The organism is Streptococcus infantis (assembly GCF_047460825.1).
Lineage (GTDB): Bacteria > Bacillota > Bacilli > Lactobacillales > Streptococcaceae > Streptococcus > Streptococcus infantis_V.
The window spans coordinates 24,414-44,858 of sequence record NZ_JASHFO010000007.1 but is presented as its reverse complement, the minus strand read 5'-3'; the positions used below and the strand labels follow the sequence as shown (position 1 = coordinate 44,858).

The window sequence follows — 20,445 nt, the reverse complement described above, 5'->3', positions numbered from 1 at the left end:
TTATAAGATAATAAATAGTTATAGAGTGTTATCTGAAAATTAATCAGAATGTGTTAAAATTTTATCTTTGAAATAATCAAAATATGTTTTCTTTGCAGTTACACTAGTGACGCGACCTTGTAAGCCATATTGGATGAGTTTACTATCCTCATTAGATAGTTTTGCAAGAGCGGTTAATTTAAAGAGATTTCCTTGCTCTGTTCTGGTAGGAGTTTGATCAATTGTCTGAAGTTGGCCGATGATGGTAATGCCATGATTTCCAATCTTCTCAAGCTTTAATCTTACAGTTTGTCCTTTATCTAGTAAGGGGAGATAGTCAGATGATACGTAGTAAGTGATTAGTACTTCTCTTGTATCTGTTATAATAGGGAATATTTGAGCAATTTCTGTACCAGTTGGAATTCTATTTTTACCTTCAAATTCACTGTTCAGATGAACGATACCTTTACTTGGAGCGGTTAAGGTATTGTTTTCTAAGCGCTGTGTCGCTTGATCTAGTTGTACTTTTAATTCTGTTAATTGATTCTCCACGGTTAGTTGTTGCTGAGAAGCTGTCTGTAAAAACTGAGTGCGAAGTACATCAATTTTGGTTTCTAAACTATTGTCATAAGTTGCTACACTTCCAATACCAGCTTGTTGAATTTTAAGATTGGCGATAGATGATTCGAGACCTGTAACACTTTGATTAATTTGAGAGAAAAATTGCTCATCTATAGCTCCTTGTGTCTGTCCTTGTGATGCTACAAGATAACTATTCAAGGTTGACTGGTGTGGATTACCAGTTGGTAATCGAGATTTTTTATTTATGATAGCATCTCTCAGTTCTTCATATTCTCCAATTCGTTGTTGGATTTTTATGATTTCTTGTTCGATAGCTGATGAACTGCTATTGGCAAGGTTGGCTTGATTTGAAACCTCAGTGTTAGTCTTTGATATACCCAGTTCAATATCACGAGCTTGTTTGGTAAAATTCATAAAGGTATTATGGTAGCCAAACTCATCCTCACCAGAAAAAAGATCGGTATTTTTTTCTAAGCTTTGTTTCAAAATTCCAAGTCCTTCTTTTTGCTTCTCAAGTCTTTGTAATTGAGTTTCTAAGGCAGTTTTCTGGCTCTCTTCCATTGTTTCAGAGTATTTGATGAGTAAATCACCTTTCTCAACTACTTGATTTGCCACTAAATGATTAGCTAAGATAGTATTATCACTGGTTGACTGAATGGATGCAATGACACTTGTAGGAGTGACTTCTCCTTGCGATGTAACAGTAATCTCTTTTGTAGCAACAAGGGAGAAAATCACGATGAAAGTAAACAGTAATGAAAGTGGTATGATTAATACTGTCGCATAATTATGGTAACGTCTCTGATAAAACTCGACGCTTCTAAAAAGATTAGGATTCATAACATTCCCCTTATTTGTTGAATAGATGATGGTAGAAGCCCTGCGCCTTCATTAACTCTTGATGACTACCAACTTCAATGATTTTACCCTGGTCAAGAACAATAACACTATTAGTTCGTTCGGCTATACTGAGACGATGGGCTACAAAGAGAATGGTTTTATCAGTTAGGGACATAAGATTATCTATAACTTTTTTCTCAGTCAAGACATCAAGACCGCTAGTAGCTTCATCTAGTATTAAAACAGGAGCTTTAGTTAAAAGAGCACGAGCGAGGGCTATTCGTTGCTTCTGTCCTCCTGATAGACCAGCTCCATCAGAGAGCTGGGTTTGATAGCCCATAGGCATTCTTTCAATGTCTTGACGGATTTCAGCTAATTCACAAGCTTTTAGAATATCTTCTTGGCTAATCATATGATTACCTCCTAAGGTTAAATTTTCCAATATAGAGCCATTAAAGATATAGGCTTGTTGAGGCAGGTAATTAATATGACGTCGTAAGACTTTTTTATCAATGTTTTTAATATCCTGATGATTGATGGTAATATGTCCTTTGTAAGGGTCAAAGAAATTAACAATCATTTTGGCTAGAGTTGTTTTACCAGAACCACTAACTCCAACCAGGCTTACCTTATCTCCTTGTTTAATCGTTAGATTAATATCCGTTAAGGTATCTCGTCCAAAACCATACTTATAAGAAAGATCATCAAATTCAATATCGCCCATCAAAAAATGTGAATGAACAGGAGTTTCTTGGACTTGAAACTCAGATTCGACTAGATAGACTTCGTTCAAACGGTTATTAGCGACCTTCGCAGATTGGAGTTTGGTTTGGAGGTTGATAATATTTTCCATAGGAGTTGTAAAGTAAGAAAGAAGTGTGTTAAAAGTAATCAGCTGACCGATAGAAATTTTACTCGACATGACTAATTGAGCGCCAAACCATAGGATAAGGATATTCAGAACTAATTTTGTTCCCTGCTTTAAACTCGTTTGTAAAATAGAATATTTGCTGAGTTTAAAGGACTTTTCCAAATAATCTACAAATTCGCTGTCTATATTTTGGTAGCGATTTTCTTCACTTGTGAGTGACTTGATGGTTTCAATCCCGTTAATATCTTCGATGATGGCAGAACTAACCATAGAATTACTTTGCATGACATCGTGGTTCATTTTTTCAAAAGGCTTCATAAAAGAAAAGATGATGAACATGTATATAGGAATGGAAATAAGAGAAAGAAGGAAGAGACTAGGGTTTTGTGCAAGTAAGACGCCCCCTACAAGAATCAGAATGGAGACATCAAGAAAAAGAGAGAGAATGGTAGAAGCCAAGGCATCTATGATAGAGTTGGCATCTGTGAACCGTGAAATGATTTCCCCTGTACGACGTGTCGCAAAGAAAGACATAGGAAGTTCAAAAATATGGCGAATATAGGATAAAATCACATCAATACTTAATCTTTGACTCAGAACGGTTAGGAGATAATCTCTGGAGAAGCTCATGACTTGTTGGAGGATATAGGTTATAACCAGACCAACTGAGATGATTCCTAAAGTTGATTTCATCTGATTTGGAATGTATTCATCCAAGATTCCTTGAAGATAATAAGAACCACCGATATTGATAATCGTGACCAATAAGCTTGAGAGAACGATGTAAGCAATGAGAGATTTTTGCTTGAAAATCAGAGGAAGGAAGCTTAGTAGACCATTCTTTTTATCTTTATGGGGTTGATAGCTGGGTTTGGGAGCTAGAAAAATAGCTACTCCAGTCCATTCAGAGAAAAAGCGTTCTTTTGACATTTTGGTGATTTTTACAGAAGGGTCAGGATCACCAATAATCAGATAGTCTTTCTTTGTTTGATAGACAACATAGTAATGTTGGAGTTTTCCTTCTTTGTTAACGTGAACGATAAATGGATAGGGGACATCACTCATGTCAAAGAGCGTCTTATCTGCTTGAACAGGTCTTGTTTCAAAGCCCATTTCATCAGCGGCTTTTACAATGCCAAGAGCAGTCGTTCCTTCTTTATTGGTCTTTGCAAGTTCTCTCAAGTGAGCTAGAGAAAAATCTGAACCATAGAATTTAGCAATCGAGGCTAAGGCAGCAACACCGCAGTCTCTAGCATCTATTTGAGGAACAAATGTACGTTTATAAGAAGTCATTGGCAATTCCTTTCATATAGTAGATAGGTATATTATGCCATAATAATAAGTTCATATCTTATAAAATCTTGAATAGTCATTGAAACTTCCTGAATGGTAAAAAAGTGATTAGAAATTATCTTTTAAAAAAATTTTAGAGGTGGTTTTAAATAAAAAAGCTAATTTAAGACGTTTCGATGACAATTCAAGATTTGGATGAAAAATTTTAAAAAACAATGATATACTAAACTTGTCAAAATTGCAACAAGACAAAAAAGAAATGTATCAATCTTACAGGTTTTACTCATAGTAAATACTTATAAAGTATATTGTATGAACCAGATTAGAGTGTATATCAATTTTGTAAAATGGGGGGCTTGATGAAATTTCAAAACTGTAGTTCGCAATTTGGCCTATGTTTATTTGGTCTGTACGTAGTTGTAGAACATCAGGATTTATTAAACTTTATTATTGGAGGTGTGTTAATTATTACTTCCATTATATCGTGTCATGTTAATTATAAGAAATACAAAAGGAGAAAAAATGATTGATTTAGCTATTAATGACTTAGAAAATGTTGTTGGCGGAGGAAATGCGTTGTCTTGTGCGACCGGAATTGGCATGAGTGGTGCCATTTTAGCAGCCGCTTCAGGTCCGATTGGCTGGGGAACTTTTGCACTGCTGGCGGTTGGAGCAGCGGCTACTGGATTTGGCACAGGATATTCTTGTGGTGCATGGTATCACACTGGTGATTAAGGAGATAATTATGAAAAATATTGATCAAACTACTCTAGAAGAAATTTCTGGAGGTGGGAACATTGCTGATTGTGCGTATGGTATTGGTGCCAGTGCGTTAGCAATTGCGGCAGGACCTGCTGGTTTGGCAGGTTTGCTTGTGGCAGGTGCAGCTGGTTTTAGATTAGGCTATGCATGTACTAGTTTATATCTTCACGGGGATTAATTTATTATTTTCATTGTTTAATTACTCTTAAACATTTTAAATATACAATATTGTGACTCAACTTGTGGTTTTGATACAGTTTTAATAGAGCCTGAGATAACACTCTCTCTGACTCATGCAAAAAGCAACGGCTTTAAAACCGTTGCTTTTTGCCTTGTTATGTGACTATTAGTCCGTCTCGCTCCGTGAGGTGCGAGACAAATAAACCACCCGCTATGCGGGTGCGCGTCGAAGGTTATACCAAAAAACTCCGAACGCGATACAATAAAGGTGTTCAAGCCAATTGTAAAGCGAAAGGAGAAAAATATGGCACAAAAGGCTCATAGTTTATCGCACACAAAGTGGATGTGTTCTATCACATTGTGTTCACCCCTAAGTATAGACGAAAAGTAATCTATAATCAATATCGAAGTAGTTTAGGAGAAATATTTCATCGCTTGTGTAATTATAAAGGAGTTGAAATTATCGAGGTTCACTTAATGCCAGAACATGTACACATGTTAGTAAGTATTCCACCAAGGATAAGTGTTTCAAGTTTCATGGGGTATTTAAAAGGTAAAAGTGCACTCATGATGTTTGAAAACCACGTCAATCTCAAGTACAAGTTTGGGAATCGCCATTTCTGGGCGGAAGGTTATTATGTAAGTACAGTAGGGCTTAATGAAGCCACAATTAAGAAATTTATTCAAGAGTAAAGAAATTATCCAGTGGATGATTTCTTCACGAGTATGAAAATTTGAGAACGAGTAAAGTATGATATAGCACTAGATAAATTAAGTGTAAAAGAATATGAGAATCCCTTTAGGGATAGTGGTAAGTAATACTAAAGCCTCTTTGAGAGGCAAGTGACGAGTCAAGAGCAATAAGGCTTGAACAAAGTGAAAGCCAGCGTCTTTAGGCGCTGGCTGGTAATTTGTGCTTATAGCCCTGGGACAAACCACCCGTTTGACAGGTAGTTATGATTTGTATAAGATATTTCTTTTATAACTTTCTAAATCATATGTATCTTTAATCTCCTTTTAAATATAAAGCAGCGCAATTATATCCCGTTAGGAAGCCAAAGCCTGCTGCAGAAACTAGTGCGACACCCCAGCCAACGGGACCTGTTATTGCTCCTACGCTAGCTATCGTACCTAGCGCACCACTCGCTGATAGCATGCAGTCGGATACATTTCCTCTAATTTATTGAAATTTAATTCTAACATATTTACTCCTTGTCCTTGCGTTTAATTTTAAAAAGTCCTATTATGGATAGAGTTATCATAGTTATTGAAGTTAAGCTGGTAAAGACAAATACTTTTGATGTTAATCCAATAGAAAATAGTAATACACCATAAAAAATAGATACATAATAAATCTTATTCTTAATGACACTCAACTCTGAACATAGATTTTTGTCCTGTTGCAACTTTGACAATGCTATACTATACTTGTCAAAGTTGCAACAGGACAAAAATTAAAAATAAAATGGAGGTATTCATCATGGATACAAAAATGATGGAACAATTTTCTGTTATGGCTACTGAGATGCTTGCTTGCGTTGAAGGTGACGGTTGCAATTGGGGAGATTTTGCTAAAGCAGGTGTTGGAGGAGGAGTAGCAAGAGGTCTTCAACTAGGAATTAAAACAGGAACATGGCAAGGCGTTGCAACTGGTGATGCAGGAGGAGCTATACTTGGAGGTGTAGCCTATGTAGCAATATGTTGGTGGTAATTATGGATTTTAAGAGTTTTATTATTGGTTTAGTAGTTGGTGTATTTAGTCCTTATATGGATGATTTAATTAAAAAAATATTTTCAAAATCTCCCAAAAAGAATACAGATAGTACCCCCTGAAAAATAAATCCCTCCCCTGTATTTGCTAGCATAATCTACAGGGGAGTTTCTTTAATATTGTTTCGGCTGTCAAAATGATATGTGATAGCAGGATGAAAAGTCTACAAACAAGTTGATATCATTACAGTGTAAAGAGGCCAGCATGTTTTTCGTGCTTGCTTTTTTATTAACAATTTAGGAGGTTTAGATGACCATTCATGATTTGAGTAATCAAAGATCAAAAGGAGTGCTAAACTAAGAGAGTAAAGGTTAAAGCTTAACTAAGATAAAGCACATATCACATATTAAGAAGGGGATCTTATGAAGAAAAAAATACTTGTCATTTTCATCTTGTATCTAATCATGTCCATCTTTCTTTATCCGCTTAGGGAGAGTACTTGGTATCAGCTATTTTATACCATAGCCTATGTGATTGCGGTTATGATCTATTTTGCTTTAATGAAAAAGAAAGGAGCAAAGAAATGAAAACTTTTCTTGCTAAAAAACGGAACATCTTTCTTGCAAGATTGTTCCTAGGTCAGTTGCCCTTACTTGTCTCCACTTATCTATTTCTATCTCGTCAGTTTTTAAATTTTTCCTTGGTTTTCCAATTTCTTTTAGTGGTTATTAACTTGGCTTCTATTTTGGCTGTTGTTTATCTCACTAGGGAAATGAGAGTGAAAAAATTTGAAGATGATGATTTGGTAAGTCCTAGAGCCAATCAACTAATGTTCGTAGGATTGACATGTTTCATGACTATCATCTGTTTGTATAGAGGTATCACAGCAGTAGAATCCTATCAACAACTAATCGCCTATATTGGAGCTATTCTATGCTTTATTATCACGCTTCTGCTCGTTTTGGGGTTGAAGTATTATAAAAAGTAGAGGTTAATGAAGTATAAAAGTGTAAGTGTTTTCGAAATGCTTACCTTTTTTAATGAAGTTTTTGCAATTCAAGATGTTTCGATGACAATTCAAGATTCGGATGAAAAAACTTTAACAAATAGTGCTATACTGAAATTGTCAAGGTTGCAACAGGACAAAAATTAAAATAAAAATGGAGGTATTCGTTATGGATACAAAAATGATGGAACAATTTGAGATTATGGATACTGATATGCTTGCTTGCGTTGAAGGTGGTAAAAAATTTGGTGATTGTGAAACTGCAATTGCTGCTGGAGTTAGTGTAGGTGCTGTTTTTGGAGGTCCTTGGGGCGGTATAGGTTTAGGTATGGTAGCAGCCGCTTATTACTGTTAATAATTATTTGGACATTAGTATTTATAGTGATGTTAAACTGAATTTGGAGGTAAAAAAATGAATAAGGATAATATCAAGAAATTTGAAGTTGTTGATGTGGAGATGCTCTCAACTGTTAATGGTGGAGACTGGCGTTGTGTAGTAGGAACAGCAGGAGGCGCTATATTTGGAGGTGCATTTGGAGGTCCTTGGGGTGCGCTTGGTGTAGGCACGGCGGCTAATATGTATTTTTGTGCTACCCCTGTTAGTTAATACTTAATGAGAAACAAAGAATAAGCTAGAAGGCTGGGCGAAGAGTATAAACAACAGATAATTTATAGGTTAATGTAAAATTTAGAATTTTTATAGAAGTTTTTAAAATTTTTGAAGTTTATGCTAAGTAATATTGATATTGCTGAATAGTTTAAATATAGGTTAGTCAATAGATAACACTCCAGTACTCTTGTTTAGAGTGGGAGGGATATTAGTTAGTATTAGAATTAAAAAATTACTTACTTATCATATGTTAAGATAAAAGTGAAGGATGAAGTATCAATATGAAAAAGTATGTAGATTATTTAGATTTATTTGCCCGAGTTGTAGTAATATTGATGTCTCTTTTTCTTTGTATAAGAGTACTCATGATTTCAACGGAACTCTGGAGAAATATTGTGGTATTGGTGAGTACTCCTGTTACAATCTATAGTCTTATAAAACATAAATTAGATTATAAAGTATATAAAAATAAAGAACGTTCATAGTAAGAAAAAGTTATGAAACTATAGAACTGGTTTGCTTAATGTGTAAAAAACAGAATGATAGTAGATCTACTCAAGTATTCATCTTTTTAATAGACCTTTGGTACAACTCAATTAAAAAAGGTAAGTGTTTTTGAAATACTTACCTTTTTTAATGAAGTTTTTACAATTCAAGATGTTTTGATGACCATTTAAGATTTAGATGAATTTGTAATCTTAAATAAGGTAAGATAAATATATCAAATGTAAAGGAGTATTCTTATGAAGAATCAAAAGATAAAATCGCTATTACTTGTACCACTTGTATTTGCATCTATTACTACGGGTGTTGTATATGCAGAAGAACAGACTACTTCTTCCTCTATCCAGGCTAATGATAGTTCTGTTGTGGCACCAGATCTGCAATCGGGTACGGAAAATGTTGAGCATAAACCTTCCGTTGTAACTCCCGAAGAGTATGAGCAGAATGTTGCGGAATTTAAAAAGATAGATATTGAAGCCGTTCGTCAATCTTTTACAGAGGATCAATTGGAACATACTATATATTTTGGTAGAAAAACTTGTTCTCATTGTCGTCAATTTTCTCCTGAATTGAAAGAATTTAATAACTTAATTGAAAAGAAGTTAGAATATTATGATTTGGATGGTAAAGATTTTGACGGGGAAGCGAGAGAGTTTCTATTTAAAAAAGTCGGTATTCCAGGAACACCAACAATTTTGTATTTAAGAAACGGACGTCCGATATCTGGATGGGTTGGTGGCGGGGCAACTGCACAACAGGTTTATGATTATATGTACTCGAGAAACTCACCTAAGCAAACGGAAACAGTAGCATCTTCTGAGGATACAGTAACAGAAAGTGTCCGTGATGATAAAACAGGAGAGGTGGAGAATTCAAAGGAAAATTTAACTAATAATAGTGATAGTAGAGAACAATTGAAGAATAATATTCCTCCTTCTAACACTATAACTGTTCAGCCTGAAGATTTGGTAATGACAGATAAGAAGAAGCGAGGAGATACATCTAAGACAATCTCTGAAAATACTGATAAGTTACAAACTTCTTTATCCGAAGTTAAGGGGAATGATTCTGCCTCCCAAACCATTCATTTGAGCAAACAATTACTACCTAATACAGGAGAGGAAGAAAGTTACAATCTATTACGTATAGCTGTTGCACTCTTGATTACTTCAGGTATGATCAAGTGGAAACAAAGAGTTCATAAATAAAAATTTTTGCATCCTTATTTTGATGATTCTAAATAGGAGAGAGGTTGTGTTTATGGCCATTTTTAATAAATGTCATGCTGTGTTTGTTGGGTTTTTAGCCTTTATAATAGTTACTACAGTAGGCTATACCATCAATCAAGGAGATTTTTTTCAAAATGAGTACCTATTTATTATCGCAAAGACTTTCTGGATTTCACTGAGTGTTGCCTATGCGAACTGGTTTGATATGGTTTCGCTAAGAAGGTTAACGAAGAAAGAAATTCTACTTTTTATTGGAAGCTTTCTTATTTGTGTGCTGGTAAATATAGGTTATTATAGTTTTTTTACAGTATCTTCTGGTGCTGGATATCAACACCTTGAGGCTACTAGTACAGGAATTTCATTATCCTTTATTGCAAGCGTGACAGTTTTTGGGCCTATTCTGGAGGAATTTGTTTTCAGAGGTATCCTTCAAGGTGCGGTTTTTGAAAATTCTTGGTTGGGGCTTGTACTGACTGCCTCTCTCTTCTCTTTCATGCATGCACCTTATGATTTTCCTTCGTTTTTCTATTATCTATTTGGAGGTTTGATGCTGGGCTTTGCTTATAAAAAGAGTCAAAATCTATCGGTGCCTATTTTAATCCATATCTGTTACAATTGTTTATCATTCTTCTAGTAGGTGACAGTGCTAAATTTACAAAGGAATATAGAGGACGGTCAGTTAGCACCATAGTGACTATAGAACTGATCTGGTAGATGTGAAATCAATAGATGGAGGAATCATATGAAAAAGTATGTGTATTTTTTAGATTGCTTTGCCCGAGTTGTAATAATATTGATATCTCTTGTTCTTTGTATAAGAGTACTCATGATTTCAACGGAACTCTGGAGAAATATTGTGGTATTGGTGAGTACTCTTGTTACGATCTATAGTCTGTTAAAACATAGACCAGGTAAGAAGAACATAAAAAACCTGTGAGAATCTTAAAAGAAAGATTAAAAAGATGCAAGCACAATATAAAAATAAAATAGTAGAAGTTTGGGAAATTGGTAAAGATACTCCTAAACCAGATTGGGTAGAAGACGCCTTGCAAAAGAATTACATAGTATGGCTAGACAATCATGTCCGAATTTTAATGGCAGGACTTCAGTCTTCTCTTGTAACCAATCTCAAAATTGGACTAGTCGGAACAGCAGGAGGAGGTTTTGCTGGTTATAGTATGTATGTCCTTGGCTATCCAGGAGATTATCTTGACCTCACAAATCATCGAGTGGTATCTGCCACAACTTTTCATCGAGAGTATCAAGTATTATAAAATGATTAGGTAGAAAAAGGATGATGGTCTATCATTTTGAAAAGAATTGACTACCTAGATGATGAAAAATATAAAGTTTTTAACAGCAACAAAAGTACACAAGGGTAGATGTATTGGCTTATCAAAGTTATGGTGATAGCTACCGAGACTGAATGATAGAGGATTAATACTCAATGAAAATCAAAGAGCAAACTAGGAAGCTAGCCGCAAGCTGTACTTGAGTACGGTAAGGCGACGCTGACGTGGTTTGAATTTGATTTTCGAAGAGTATAAATGATAATTGATGGCAGCTACGATAGCAAAGCTACGAAGGAGCTTCTATGAAAAAATATTCTATTCTTTTCAAAACGAGTGCAATCCTTTCTTATTTATTTTTGTTTTTCGGCTTGTTTTGGACTACCCAATTTTGGAGAAATTATTGGGAGTTTTCATCTTGGGTAGGAAATATTATCTGGATTCGAAACATCATCAGCCTTCTCTTTATAGGCTTGATGGTTTGGATTTTGATCAGGTCGGGCCATGCTTATCTTTTTCGTATCCCTAGGAAAAAGTGGTTGAGCTATTCTGTTCTGACGGTGTTAGCAGCTGTCGTGCTTATCTGCTTTAACTATCTGACAGCTAAACACGTTCAGGGGACAAACGAAAGTTGGAATTTGTTTATTGTCTATAGTGAGACCAATTTTGCAGAGTTCGGAGTTTACCTAACCTTAATAGTACTAGGACCTCTGATGGAAGAATTGGTATGTAGGGGACTGCTTCAACATGCCTTCTTTAAGAATTCAAGATGGGGACTGGATATTCTATTTCCGTCGGTTTTGTTCGTCTTACCCCATTTTTCAAGTTTTCCTAGTCTATTAGACCTTCTGGTTTATACAGCAGTTGGATGTATATTTGGTGGTTTGACACGCTATACAAAGACTATCTATCCTTCTTACACGATTCATATTGTTAATAATATCATCGCAAACTTACCATTTCTGCTCACTTTTTTACATAGGGTATTTGCATGATGAGAACCAGTTGAAAGCTTGAATTATCAGATTAAGCATAGATTTTTTCCTTACAATTTTCTGCTAAAAAAATTGAATGACCAAGGCTAGGCAGATCTCTCTGCTTACCTTTTTCTTTCTATAATGATAACCCAAACCACCCCAGAGGCTTTTATTTGAGAATCAGGTCTGGACTGGTTGACGAATAGCCTAAAAACTAGTAGAATAGTAAGGAAACTTTATACGGAGGAAAGAAATGGACTTGGGTGATATTGAGCTAACGCTGACCCCTATACCTGGGAAAAGCGGAAAAGCTTATATGGGAAGCTACCCTGATGGGAAGCGCGTCTTTATTAAAATGAACACCTCTCCAATCCTACCTGGTTTAGCCAAGGAACAAATCGCTCCTCAATTATTATGGACTCGCCGTTTACCGGATGGACGTGGTATGAGTGCCCAAGAATGGTTGAATGGTAAAATTTTGACCCCTTATGATATGAATCGCAAGCAGATTATCAATATTTTGAGCCGCTTGCATCGTTCGCGTCCTTTGATGACGCAATTGACTCGTTTGGGCTATTCTTTAGAAACACCTTTTGATTTGCTTCAGGCTTGGTTAAAAGATGCTCCAGAATCCTTGAAGAACAATCAATATCTAAGAATGGTAGTAGAGGATTTGCGAGGAAGTTTGCCAAACTTTAGGGAAGATTATGCAACGATCGTTCATGGAGATGTACGACATAGTAATTGGATTGAGACAGAGAGCGGTCTTGTTTATTTAGTGGATTGGGATTCCGTTCGTTTAACGGATCGCATGTTTGATGTAGCGCATATGCTATGTCACTATATTCCAGACTATCAGTGGAAAGAGTGGTTGACTTATTACGGTTACAAATACAACCAAACAGTCATCAACAAACTATTTTGGTATGCTCAGTTATCCTTCTTGAGCCAGATTGCCAAATATTATACAAATGAAGATCTAGAAAATGTCAATCGGGAGATCTATGCCTTGCGCATCTTCCGTGACAAGTATGGAAAGAAGAGATGAGAGTTAGAAATCGTAAAGGGGCAACAGAATTACTAGAGGCTAATCCTCAGTATGTTGTCTTAAATCCTTTAGAAGCCAAAGGGAAATGGCGAGATTTATTTGGAAATGACAATCCTATCCATGTTGAGGTTGGTAGTGGTAAGGGTGCTTTTGTGACAGGTATGGCCAAACAAAACCCTGACATCAACTATATCGGGATTGACATTCAAAAGTCTGTTTTGAGCTATGCCTTGGACAAGGTTTTGGAAGTTGCTGTACCCAATATTAAGTTGTTGTGGGTTGATGGTTCTGATTTGACCGACTACTTTGAAGATGGTGAGATTGATCGCTTGTACCTAAATTTTTCAGATCCGTGGCCTAAAAAACGCCATGAAAAGCGTCGTCTAACCTATAAGAGTTTCTTGGATACCTTCAAGCGTATCTTGCCTGAACACGGTGAGATTCATTTCAAGACAGATAACCGTGGCTTGTTTGAATATAGCCTAGTGAGCTTTTCTCAATATGGCATGAAGCTCAATGGAGTTTGGTTGGACTTGCATGCCAGCGACTTTGAAGGCAATGTTATGACAGAATATGAAGAAAAATTCTCAAGTAAGGGTCAGGTCATCTATCGAGTTGAGGCAGAATTTTAAGAAAAAGCTTAAAATCAAGCCTTCTGAGTGCTTATACTTTACATAAGTAGTCAAAAGTGCTATACTATAAGTAAGAATATGAGAAAGTGAGGCGGGGAAATATCTTCGCCTCTTGCTTATGAGGAGGTGGACGCAATCGCAACTATCGTAGAATTAGTCAGAGAAGTCGTAGAACCTGTCATTGAAGCTCCCTTTGAACTCGTGGATATCGAGTACGGAAAGATTGGCAGTGACATGATTCTTAGTATTTTTGTAGATAAACCAGAGGGAATTACCTTGAACGACACAGCGGACTTGACAGAGATTATCAGTCCTGTCCTAGATACTATCAAGCCAGATCCCTTCCCAGAACAATATTTCCTAGAAATCACCAGCCCAGGCTTGGAACGTCCTTTGAAAACCAAGGAAGCAGTCGCTGGAGCGGTTGGGAAATACATCCATGTTGGACTTTACCAAGCCATCGATAAGCAAAAGGTCTTTGAAGGAACCTTGCTAGCCTTTGAAGAGGATGAGTTGACTATGGAATATATGGACAAGACACGTAAGAAAACAGTCCAAATCCCATACAGTTTGGTGTCAAAAGCACGTTTAGCAGTAAAATTATAGTAAAAGAAAGGAAGCTTTTGAAGATTCAAAAGTGAATAGAAGATGAGTAAAGAAATGCTAGAGGCCTTCCGCATTTTGGAAGAAGACAAGGGAATCAAAAAAGAAGACATCATTGATGCAGTGGTGGAATCGCTTCGTTCAGCCTATCGCAGACGCTATGGTCAATCAGACAGTGTAGCCATTGATTTCAACGAAAAGACAGGTGACTTTACAGTTTATACTGTTCGTGAAGTAGTTGATGAAGTATTTGATAGCCGTTTGGAAATCAGCTTAAAAGATGCTCTTGCCATTAACTCAGCTTACGAGCTTGGGGACAAGATTAAATTTGAAGAAGCACCAGGTGAGTTTGGTCGTGTAGCAGCTCAATCTGCCAAACAAACCATCATGGAAAAAATGCGCAAGCAAACACGTGCCATTACCTACAATACTTACAAAGAGCATGAGCAAGAAATCATGTCTGGTACGGTAGAACGTTTTGACAATCGCTTTATCTATGTCAACCTTGGCAGCATCGAAGCACAATTGTCAAAACAAGACCAAATCCCTGGAGAAGTTTTTGCTTCTCATGATCGTATCGAAGTTTATGTCTACAAGGTTGAAGACAATCCTCGTGGTGTGAACGTATTTGTGAGCCGTAGCCATCCAGAAATGATTAAACGTTTGATGGAACAAGAAATTCCTGAGGTCTATGACGGAACTGTTGAAATCATGAGTGTTGCTCGTGAAGCAGGTGACCGTACCAAGGTTGCTGTTCGTAGCCACAATCCAAACGTGGATGCGATCGGGACAATCGTCGGACGTGGTGGTGCTAACATCAAGAAAATTACTAGCAAATTCCACCCAGCTCGCTACGATGCCAAGAGCGATCGTATGGTTCCAATCGAAGAAAACATCGACGTTATCGAATGGGTAGCCGATCCAGCTGAATTTATCTACAACGCTATTGCTCCTGCTGAAGTTGACCAAGTTATCTTTGATGAAAACGACAGCAAACGTGCCTTGGTCGTTGTGCCAGATAACAAGCTTTCTCTTGCGATCGGTCGTCGTGGACAAAACGTTCGTTTGGCAGCTCATTTGACAGGCTACCGTATCGATATCAAGTCTGCAAGTGAGTTTGAAGCCATGGAAGCAGCAGAAGAAGCTGACCAGGTAGAAACAGACGAATTGGTCGAAGAATAAAAGCTGATCAGAGGAGGGAAAGATGAAAACTAGAAAAATCCCTTTGCGCAAGTCTGTTGTGTCTAATGAAGTGATTGACAAGCGAGATTTACTTCGTATTGTCAAGAACAAAGAAGGACAGGTCTTTATCGACCCGACAGGCAAGGCTAATGGCCGGGGCGCTTATATCAAGCTAGACAATGCAGAAGCCCTAGAGGCTAAAAAGAAAAAAGTCTTTAACCGTAGCTTTAGTATGGAAGTTGAAGAAAGCTTTTATGACGAGTTGATTGCCTATGTCGATCACAAAGTAAAAAGAAGAGAGTTAGGACTTGAATAAACAAAAAATTGCCAATCTCTTGGGACTTGCTCAGAGAGCAGGGAAAATCATCTCGGGTGAAGAAATGGTGGTCAAGGCCATCCAAGACCAGAAAGTAAAACTGGTATTTCTCGCTCATGATGCTGCTCCCAACCTGACCAAGAAGATTCAGGATAAAAGTCATTATTATCAAGTAGAAGTTATTACCGTGTTTTCAACACTGGAATTAAGCATAGCAGTCGGAAAATCAAGAAAAGTTTTGGCTGTGACAGATGCTGGATTTACAAAGAAAATGAGGTCTCTTATGGAATAGAAGAGGAGGACATGATTTGTCTAAGAAAAGATTGTACGAAATCGCAAAAGAACTTGGAAAAGAAAGTAAAGAAGTTGTAGCGCGTGCAAAAGAGTTGGGCTTGGATGTAAAAAGCCACTCATCAAGTGTGGAGGAAGCAGCTGCTTCAAAAATCGTAGCAAGTTTTAAACCTGCTCCTGCTCCAAAGGTAGAATCGAAACCTGTGGCTCCAAAGCCAGTTGACGCTAAGGAAGAGGCAAAACCAGCAGCAGCTGTTGCCCCTAAAGAGGAAAAAGTGGCGCCAGCAAAACCGCAGAGTCGAAACTTTAAGGCAGAGCGTGAAGCACGTGCAAAAGAGCAGGCTGAACGACGCAAGCAAAATAAGGGTAATAACCGTGACCATCAACAAAATGGAAATCGTCAAAAAAATGATAACCGTAATGGTGGTAAACAAGGTCAAGGCAATCGCGACAATCGTCGCTTTAATGATCAAGGGAAAAAACAGCAAGGTCAGCAAAATCGCGGAAATGATCGCCGCAAGCAAGAGGACAACCGTCCAAATCAAGCTGGCCCACGTATTGACTTTAAAGCCCGTGCAGCTGCTCTAAAGGCAGAGCAAAATGCAGAATATGCTCGTTCAAGTGAGGAACGCTTCAAGCAAACTCAAGCAGCCAAAGAAGCCTTGGCCCAAGCAAATAAACGCAAGGAACCTGAGGAAATCTTTGAAGAAGCTGCTAAATTGGCTGAACAAGTACAGCAAGTTCAACCAGTGGTTGAAGTAGCTCCTGCAGCTAAAGAACCTGTAGTGGATACACGTCGTAAGAAACAAGCCCGACCAGACAAAGAACGTGATGATTTCGATCACGAAGAAGATGGTCCTAGAAAACAACAAAAGAATCGAAGTAGTCAAAATCAAGTGAGAAATCAAAGAAATAGTAACTGGAACAATAACAAAAAGAATAAAAAAGGCAATAACAAAAATAACCGTAATCAGGCACCAAAACCTGTTACAGAGCGTAAGTTCCATGAATTGCCAACAGAATTTGAATATACAGATGGTATGACCGTTGCGGAAATCGCAAAACGTATCAAACGCGAACCAGCTGAGATTGTTAAGAAACTCTTCATGATGGGTGTGATGGCGACACAAAACCAGTCCTTGGACGGTGAAACAATCGAACTCCTCATGGTAGATTACGGTATTGAAGCTAAACAAAAGGTTGAAGTGGACAATGCTGATATCGAACGTTTCTTTGCTGAAGAGGGTTATCTCAATGAAGATGAACTCGTAGAACGTCCACCAGTTGTAACGATCATGGGACACGTTGACCATGGTAAAACAACCCTTTTGGATACCCTTCGTAATTCTCGTGTTGCTACGGGAGAAGCTGGTGGTATCACTCAGCATATCGGTGCTTATCAGATCGAAGAAAATGGTAAGAAGATTACCTTCCTTGATACACCAGGACACGCGGCCTTTACTTCTATGCGTGCGCGTGGTGCTTCTGTTACCGATATTACCATCTTGGTCGTAGCGGCAGATGACGGGGTAATGCCTCAGACTATCGAAGCCATCAACCACTCAAAAGCGGCTAATGTTCCAATCATCGTGGCTATCAACAAAATCGATAAACCAGGTGCTAACCCAGAACGTGTGATCGGTGAATTGGCTGAACATGGTGTTATGTCAACAGCTTGGGGTGGAGATTCTGAGTTCGTAGAAATCTCAGCCAAGTTCAACCAAAATATCGATGAACTCTTGGAAACTGTTCTACTTGTGGCTGAAATTCAAGAGCTCAAAGCTGATCCAACAGTTCGTGCCATCGGTACTGTTATCGAAGCTCGTTTGGATAAAGGAAAAGGTGCGGTCGCAACCCTTCTTGTTCAACAAGGTACTTTGAATGTCCAAGATCCAATCGTTGTCGGAAATACTTTTGGACGTGTCCGTGCTATGACCAACGACCTCGGACGTCGTGTGAAGGTTGCAGGCCCATCAACACCAGTATCGATCACTGGTTTGAATGAAGCGCCAATGGCAGGTGACCACTTTGCTGTTTACGAAGATGAAAAATCTGCGCGTGCAGCTGGTGAAGAGCGTGCAAAACGTGCTCTTATGAAGCAACGTCAAGCTACTCAACGTGTCAGCCTTGAAAACCTCTTTGATACCCTTAAAGCAGGAGAACTCAAGTCAGTTAACGTCATCATCAAGGCAGACGTACAAGGTTCTGTTGAAGCTCTCTCTGCATCACTTCAAAAGATTGATGTGGAAGGCGTTAAAGTAACTATTGTTCACTCAGCAGTAGGTGCTATCAATGAATCTGACGTTACTCTTGCTGAAGCTTCAAATGCCTTTATCGTTGGTTTCAACGTACGTCCTACACCGCAAGCTCGTCAACAAGCAGAAGCTGACGATGTAGAAATCCGTCTCCACAGCATTATCTACAAGGTTATCGAAGAGATGGAAGAAGCCATGAAGGGTATGCTTGATCCAGAATTCGAAGAAAAAATTATCGGTGAAGCGATTATCCGTGAAACCTTTAAAGTCTCTAAAGTTGGAATAATCGGTGGATTTATGGTTACTAGCGGTAAAGTTACCCGTGACTCTAAAGTCCGTGTTATTCGTGATGGTGTCGTTATTTACGATGGTGCCCTAGCTAGCTTGAAACACTATAAAGATGACGTCAAAGAAGTTACAAACGGCCGTGAAGGTGGTCTCATGATTGATGGCTACAATGATCTTAAGATGGATGATGTGATTGAAGCCTATATCATGGAAGAAATCAAACGATAATAGAGAAACGATAGCCGATTTGACTCGTCGTCAACAGCGCCTTGATGAACCCGTAGTTCTATCTAAGGCTTGTTTCCTAGATTCAAATGGCTCTAGTTCCTCTATCTACTAGACAAAGCTAGGTCTGCTGGCCTAGCTTTTGGTTCAATTGAGAGAAAGGAAGAAATATGGCAAATCATTTCCGTACGGATCGTGTGGGCATGGAGATCAAGCGAGAAGTCAATGAGATTTTGCAAAAGAAAGTCCGTGATCCACGTGTCCAAGGTGTGACTATCACTGATGTTCAGATGCTAGGTGACTTGTCTGTTGCTAAGGTCTACTACACTATTTTGAGTAACCTGGCTTCAGATAATCAAAAAGCTCAAGTCGGACTTGAAAAAGCAACTGGTACTATCAAACGTGAACTTGGTCGCAATTTGAAATTGTACAAAATTCCAGACTTAACTTTCGTCAAAGACGAATCCATCGAATATGGAAACAAGATTGACGAGATGCTACGCAATCTGGATAAACATTAAGCAGAAAGAGGGGCAACCCTCTTTTTTTTGTGGAAAATAGGTAGAATTTAAAATGGAAAAATATTCTTTTAAAAATGAGATTCTGTATTTATAAAATGTTTGCTAATCAGAAAATGCTTTTTTTTTTTAGGAAATATGATATGATAATTTCATAAATAAAAGGAGATTCTATTAATGAATAATGTAAAAAAAGTTTGTCGTTTAGCTTTACTATGTCTGTCCGTTTCTACTCTAGTTGCTTGTAGTTCTCTGTCTGAAAAAACAAGTAATTCATCTAGTGATAGTAAAACGGAAAGTTCTGGGAAAAAAGGATTTTTAGATAAAGCAAAAGATAAATTAGGTTCTAGTGACTTTAATCCACAAGATGTCAGTGATGAAACAATTGAATCTATCAAAACTTATGAAGATTATTTGACTATGTATGAGAAAATTGTTAATAATTACTATACCGAAGCAGATGAAGCCTTTAAGGGAACTGTTTTAGAAGATAGTGCTTCTATCCAAGAATTAAAAGATAGTACTAAAAAAGAAATGGAAGAACAGAAAAAACAATATGGTCCATTGAAGAAAGCACCTATTCAAGGAAAAGAGGAAATAATTCAGTTTTTAAAGGAATATCGTGATTCTCTACACGATCAAGTAGAACAGTGGAAAGCTAGCCTTTAATAAGAAGAATGGAGTTCGGGATGGACTATCAATTGTTACCTCATGAATACATGGTTATGAATAGTGATCATGTGAGTTTTGGGAAAAATGGTTTGTCTACAGATGAATTAATTTTAACAAATCTACACTTAATACATATTAAAAAAGGTATTTTTGGAGGAAAAAAAGATCAAACTACTATACCAATTAACCAAATTAAGGTTTTTGAGGGGAAACCACAAGTTTCAGTTACGAAATCCAATGGTATGAAACGATTAGAAATCTATTATAATGGTGGACAAGTTATCTTCTCATTCTCTAATACTAAGGATACTGAAAAGTGGGCAACGAATATTATTAAATTAATCTCTGGTGATACAAGCAACTTTGCAACCTTGGGTGATAATAGCTTATTTGGTGTAGAAATTTTGGCCGAGACTCTAAAAGATACGTTTGACACTTTCAAAGCAGGGCTTGGTATTAAGGATGCAGAACCAGAGAAACTATCTACTAAATGCAGTTTTTGTGGAGCTCCTCTGTCTGGAACCGTAAAACAAACTGTCAAATGTAGTTTTTGTGATATGGAACAGACCTTGTAGGAGATGA

At 37.5% G+C, this 20,445-nt stretch carries 23 protein-coding genes and 1 pseudogene; 22 read left to right on the top strand and 2 right to left on the bottom strand.

What is annotated here, in order from left to right; translation table 11 throughout:
* Positions 1–39: 39 nt before the first annotated feature.
* Both QM911_RS03490 and blpA read right to left on the bottom strand, forming a co-directional pair.
* The gene (locus QM911_RS03490) at positions 40–1,401 is read right to left on the bottom strand and encodes a bacteriocin secretion accessory protein (protein WP_061862667.1); all 1,362 of its coding nucleotides are present in this window, start codon (positions 1,399–1,401) and stop codon (positions 40–42) included.
* A gap of 10 nt (positions 1,402–1,411) precedes the next feature.
* Positions 1,412–3,565 (bottom strand): peptide cleavage/export ABC transporter BlpA, encoded by a 2,154-nt coding sequence (blpA, locus tag QM911_RS03485; protein ID WP_061862668.1) that lies wholly within the window; start codon positions 3,563–3,565, stop codon positions 1,412–1,414.
* A 576-nt stretch (positions 3,566–4,141) separates the two neighbouring features.
* Between blpA and QM911_RS03480 the strand changes: the two genes are divergently transcribed.
* The 22 genes and pseudogenes from QM911_RS03480 (at position 4,142) to QM911_RS03375 (ending at position 20,438) form a co-directional block, all read left to right on the top strand.
* Positions 4,142–4,300 carry a hypothetical protein gene (locus QM911_RS03480; RefSeq protein WP_414313129.1) on the top strand — a complete coding sequence of 53 codons (159 nt, stop codon included), beginning with the start codon at positions 4,142–4,144 and terminating at the stop codon, positions 4,298–4,300.
* 10 nt (positions 4,301–4,310) lie between these two features.
* Positions 4,311–4,505 carry a hypothetical protein gene (locus QM911_RS03475; RefSeq protein ID WP_061862669.1) on the top strand — a complete coding sequence of 65 codons (195 nt, stop codon included), beginning with the start codon at positions 4,311–4,313 and terminating at the stop codon, positions 4,503–4,505.
* Between the two features lie 306 nt (positions 4,506–4,811).
* Positions 4,812–5,326 (top strand): annotated as a pseudogene (gene tnpA, locus QM911_RS03470) (IS200/IS605 family transposase).
* 661 nt (positions 5,327–5,987) lie between these two features.
* Positions 5,988–6,218 carry a Blp family class II bacteriocin gene (locus QM911_RS03465; RefSeq protein ID WP_061862670.1) on the top strand — a complete coding sequence of 77 codons (231 nt, stop codon included), beginning with the start codon at positions 5,988–5,990 and terminating at the stop codon, positions 6,216–6,218.
* 2 nt (positions 6,219–6,220) lie between these two features.
* Positions 6,221–6,340, top strand: a complete 120-nt coding sequence (locus QM911_RS03460; protein ID WP_061863213.1) for a PncF family bacteriocin immunity protein — start codon at positions 6,221–6,223, stop codon at positions 6,338–6,340.
* A 461-nt stretch (positions 6,341–6,801) separates the two neighbouring features.
* Positions 6,802–7,206, top strand: a complete 405-nt coding sequence (locus QM911_RS03455; protein ID WP_061862671.1) for a hypothetical protein — start codon at positions 6,802–6,804, stop codon at positions 7,204–7,206.
* Positions 7,207–7,393: 187 nt separating this feature from the next.
* On the top strand, positions 7,394–7,579 hold the full coding sequence (locus QM911_RS03450) for a bacteriocin class II family protein (protein WP_061862672.1): 186 nt from the start codon (positions 7,394–7,396) through the stop codon (positions 7,577–7,579).
* A gap of 57 nt (positions 7,580–7,636) precedes the next feature.
* A complete protein-coding gene (locus QM911_RS03445; RefSeq protein ID WP_061862673.1) occupies positions 7,637–7,831 on the top strand; it encodes a Blp family class II bacteriocin in 195 nt (64 codons plus the stop codon).
* A gap of 746 nt (positions 7,832–8,577) precedes the next feature.
* The gene (locus QM911_RS03440; protein WP_061862675.1) at positions 8,578–9,546 is read left to right on the top strand and encodes a thioredoxin domain-containing protein; all 969 of its coding nucleotides are present in this window, start codon (positions 8,578–8,580) and stop codon (positions 9,544–9,546) included.
* 52 nt (positions 9,547–9,598) lie between these two features.
* Positions 9,599–10,201: a lysostaphin resistance A-like protein gene (locus tag QM911_RS03435; RefSeq protein WP_414313128.1), complete on the top strand. Its 603-nt coding sequence runs from the start codon at positions 9,599–9,601 to the stop codon at positions 10,199–10,201.
* 328 nt (positions 10,202–10,529) lie between these two features.
* Positions 10,530–10,841, top strand: a complete 312-nt coding sequence (locus QM911_RS03430) for a hypothetical protein (RefSeq protein ID WP_061862677.1) — start codon at positions 10,530–10,532, stop codon at positions 10,839–10,841.
* Positions 10,842–11,161: 320 nt separating this feature from the next.
* Positions 11,162–11,851: a lysostaphin resistance A-like protein gene (locus QM911_RS03425; protein ID WP_414313127.1), complete on the top strand. Its 690-nt coding sequence runs from the start codon at positions 11,162–11,164 to the stop codon at positions 11,849–11,851.
* A gap of 235 nt (positions 11,852–12,086) precedes the next feature.
* Positions 12,087–12,881, top strand: coding sequence for a cell cycle regulator CcrZ (gene ccrZ / locus QM911_RS03420; RefSeq protein ID WP_414313126.1), 795 nt, complete (start codon positions 12,087–12,089; stop codon positions 12,879–12,881).
* A complete protein-coding gene (gene trmB / locus QM911_RS03415; protein WP_001266100.1) occupies positions 12,878–13,513 on the top strand; it encodes a tRNA (guanosine(46)-N7)-methyltransferase TrmB in 636 nt (211 codons plus the stop codon). The genes ccrZ and trmB overlap by 4 nt, the downstream gene beginning before the upstream one ends.
* 126 nt (positions 13,514–13,639) lie before the next feature.
* Positions 13,640–14,119, top strand: a complete 480-nt coding sequence (rimP, locus tag QM911_RS03410) for a ribosome maturation factor RimP (protein ID WP_000338687.1) — start codon at positions 13,640–13,642, stop codon at positions 14,117–14,119.
* A gap of 42 nt (positions 14,120–14,161) precedes the next feature.
* Positions 14,162–15,298, top strand: coding sequence for a transcription termination factor NusA (gene nusA / locus QM911_RS03405; RefSeq protein ID WP_049504279.1), 1,137 nt, complete (start codon positions 14,162–14,164; stop codon positions 15,296–15,298).
* Positions 15,299–15,320: 22 nt separating this feature from the next.
* A complete protein-coding gene (gene rnpM / locus QM911_RS03400; protein ID WP_000857562.1) occupies positions 15,321–15,614 on the top strand; it encodes an RNase P modulator RnpM in 294 nt (97 codons plus the stop codon).
* On the top strand, positions 15,607–15,906 hold the full coding sequence (locus tag QM911_RS03395; RefSeq protein WP_049504276.1) for a YlxQ-related RNA-binding protein: 300 nt from the start codon (positions 15,607–15,609) through the stop codon (positions 15,904–15,906). The genes rnpM and QM911_RS03395 overlap by 8 nt, the downstream gene beginning before the upstream one ends.
* Before the next feature lie 16 nt (positions 15,907–15,922).
* Complete coding sequence (infB, locus tag QM911_RS03390; RefSeq protein WP_414313125.1) at positions 15,923–18,676, top strand: translation initiation factor IF-2; 2,754 nt, start codon at positions 15,923–15,925, stop codon at positions 18,674–18,676.
* Positions 18,677–18,843: 167 nt separating this feature from the next.
* Complete coding sequence (rbfA, locus tag QM911_RS03385; RefSeq protein WP_075227613.1) at positions 18,844–19,194, top strand: 30S ribosome-binding factor RbfA; 351 nt, start codon at positions 18,844–18,846, stop codon at positions 19,192–19,194.
* Positions 19,195–19,368: 174 nt separating this feature from the next.
* Positions 19,369–19,860, top strand: coding sequence for a hypothetical protein (locus QM911_RS03380; RefSeq protein ID WP_414313124.1), 492 nt, complete (start codon positions 19,369–19,371; stop codon positions 19,858–19,860).
* 20 nt (positions 19,861–19,880) lie between these two features.
* Positions 19,881–20,438 carry a hypothetical protein gene (locus tag QM911_RS03375; RefSeq protein WP_371559062.1) on the top strand — a complete coding sequence of 186 codons (558 nt, stop codon included), beginning with the start codon at positions 19,881–19,883 and terminating at the stop codon, positions 20,436–20,438.
* Positions 20,439–20,445: the final 7 nt, after the last annotated feature.

What these genes read in the sequence shown, in the direction of transcription:
- QM911_RS03490 (WP_061862667.1), bottom strand. Translation starts at nt 1,401, where the DNA reads ATGAATCCTAATCTTTTTAGAAGCGTCGAGTTTTATCAGAGACGTTAC.
- blpA (WP_061862668.1), bottom strand. Translation starts at nt 3,565, where the DNA reads ATGACTTCTTATAAACGTACATTTGTTCCTCAAATAGATGCTAGAGAC.
- QM911_RS03475 (WP_061862669.1), top strand. Translation starts at nt 4,311, where the DNA reads ATGAAAAATATTGATCAAACTACTCTAGAAGAAATTTCTGGAGGTGGG.
- QM911_RS03465 (WP_061862670.1), top strand. Translation starts at nt 5,988, where the DNA reads ATGGATACAAAAATGATGGAACAATTTTCTGTTATGGCTACTGAGATG.
- QM911_RS03460 (WP_061863213.1), top strand. Translation starts at nt 6,221, where the DNA reads ATGGATTTTAAGAGTTTTATTATTGGTTTAGTAGTTGGTGTATTTAGT.
- QM911_RS03455 (WP_061862671.1), top strand. Translation starts at nt 6,802, where the DNA reads ATGAAAACTTTTCTTGCTAAAAAACGGAACATCTTTCTTGCAAGATTG.
- QM911_RS03450 (WP_061862672.1), top strand. Translation starts at nt 7,394, where the DNA reads ATGGATACAAAAATGATGGAACAATTTGAGATTATGGATACTGATATG.
- QM911_RS03445 (WP_061862673.1), top strand. Translation starts at nt 7,637, where the DNA reads ATGAATAAGGATAATATCAAGAAATTTGAAGTTGTTGATGTGGAGATG.
- QM911_RS03440 (WP_061862675.1), top strand. Translation starts at nt 8,578, where the DNA reads ATGAAGAATCAAAAGATAAAATCGCTATTACTTGTACCACTTGTATTT.
- QM911_RS03435 (WP_414313128.1), top strand. Translation starts at nt 9,599, where the DNA reads ATGGCCATTTTTAATAAATGTCATGCTGTGTTTGTTGGGTTTTTAGCC.
- QM911_RS03430 (WP_061862677.1), top strand. Translation starts at nt 10,530, where the DNA reads ATGCAAGCACAATATAAAAATAAAATAGTAGAAGTTTGGGAAATTGGT.
- QM911_RS03425 (WP_414313127.1), top strand. Translation starts at nt 11,162, where the DNA reads ATGAAAAAATATTCTATTCTTTTCAAAACGAGTGCAATCCTTTCTTAT.
- ccrZ (WP_414313126.1), top strand. Translation starts at nt 12,087, where the DNA reads ATGGACTTGGGTGATATTGAGCTAACGCTGACCCCTATACCTGGGAAA.
- trmB (WP_001266100.1), top strand. Translation starts at nt 12,878, where the DNA reads ATGAGAGTTAGAAATCGTAAAGGGGCAACAGAATTACTAGAGGCTAAT.
- nusA (WP_049504279.1), top strand. Translation starts at nt 14,162, where the DNA reads ATGAGTAAAGAAATGCTAGAGGCCTTCCGCATTTTGGAAGAAGACAAG.
- rnpM (WP_000857562.1), top strand. Translation starts at nt 15,321, where the DNA reads ATGAAAACTAGAAAAATCCCTTTGCGCAAGTCTGTTGTGTCTAATGAA.
- rbfA (WP_075227613.1), top strand. Translation starts at nt 18,844, where the DNA reads ATGGCAAATCATTTCCGTACGGATCGTGTGGGCATGGAGATCAAGCGA.
- QM911_RS03380 (WP_414313124.1), top strand. Translation starts at nt 19,369, where the DNA reads ATGAATAATGTAAAAAAAGTTTGTCGTTTAGCTTTACTATGTCTGTCC.
- QM911_RS03375 (WP_371559062.1), top strand. Translation starts at nt 19,881, where the DNA reads ATGGACTATCAATTGTTACCTCATGAATACATGGTTATGAATAGTGAT.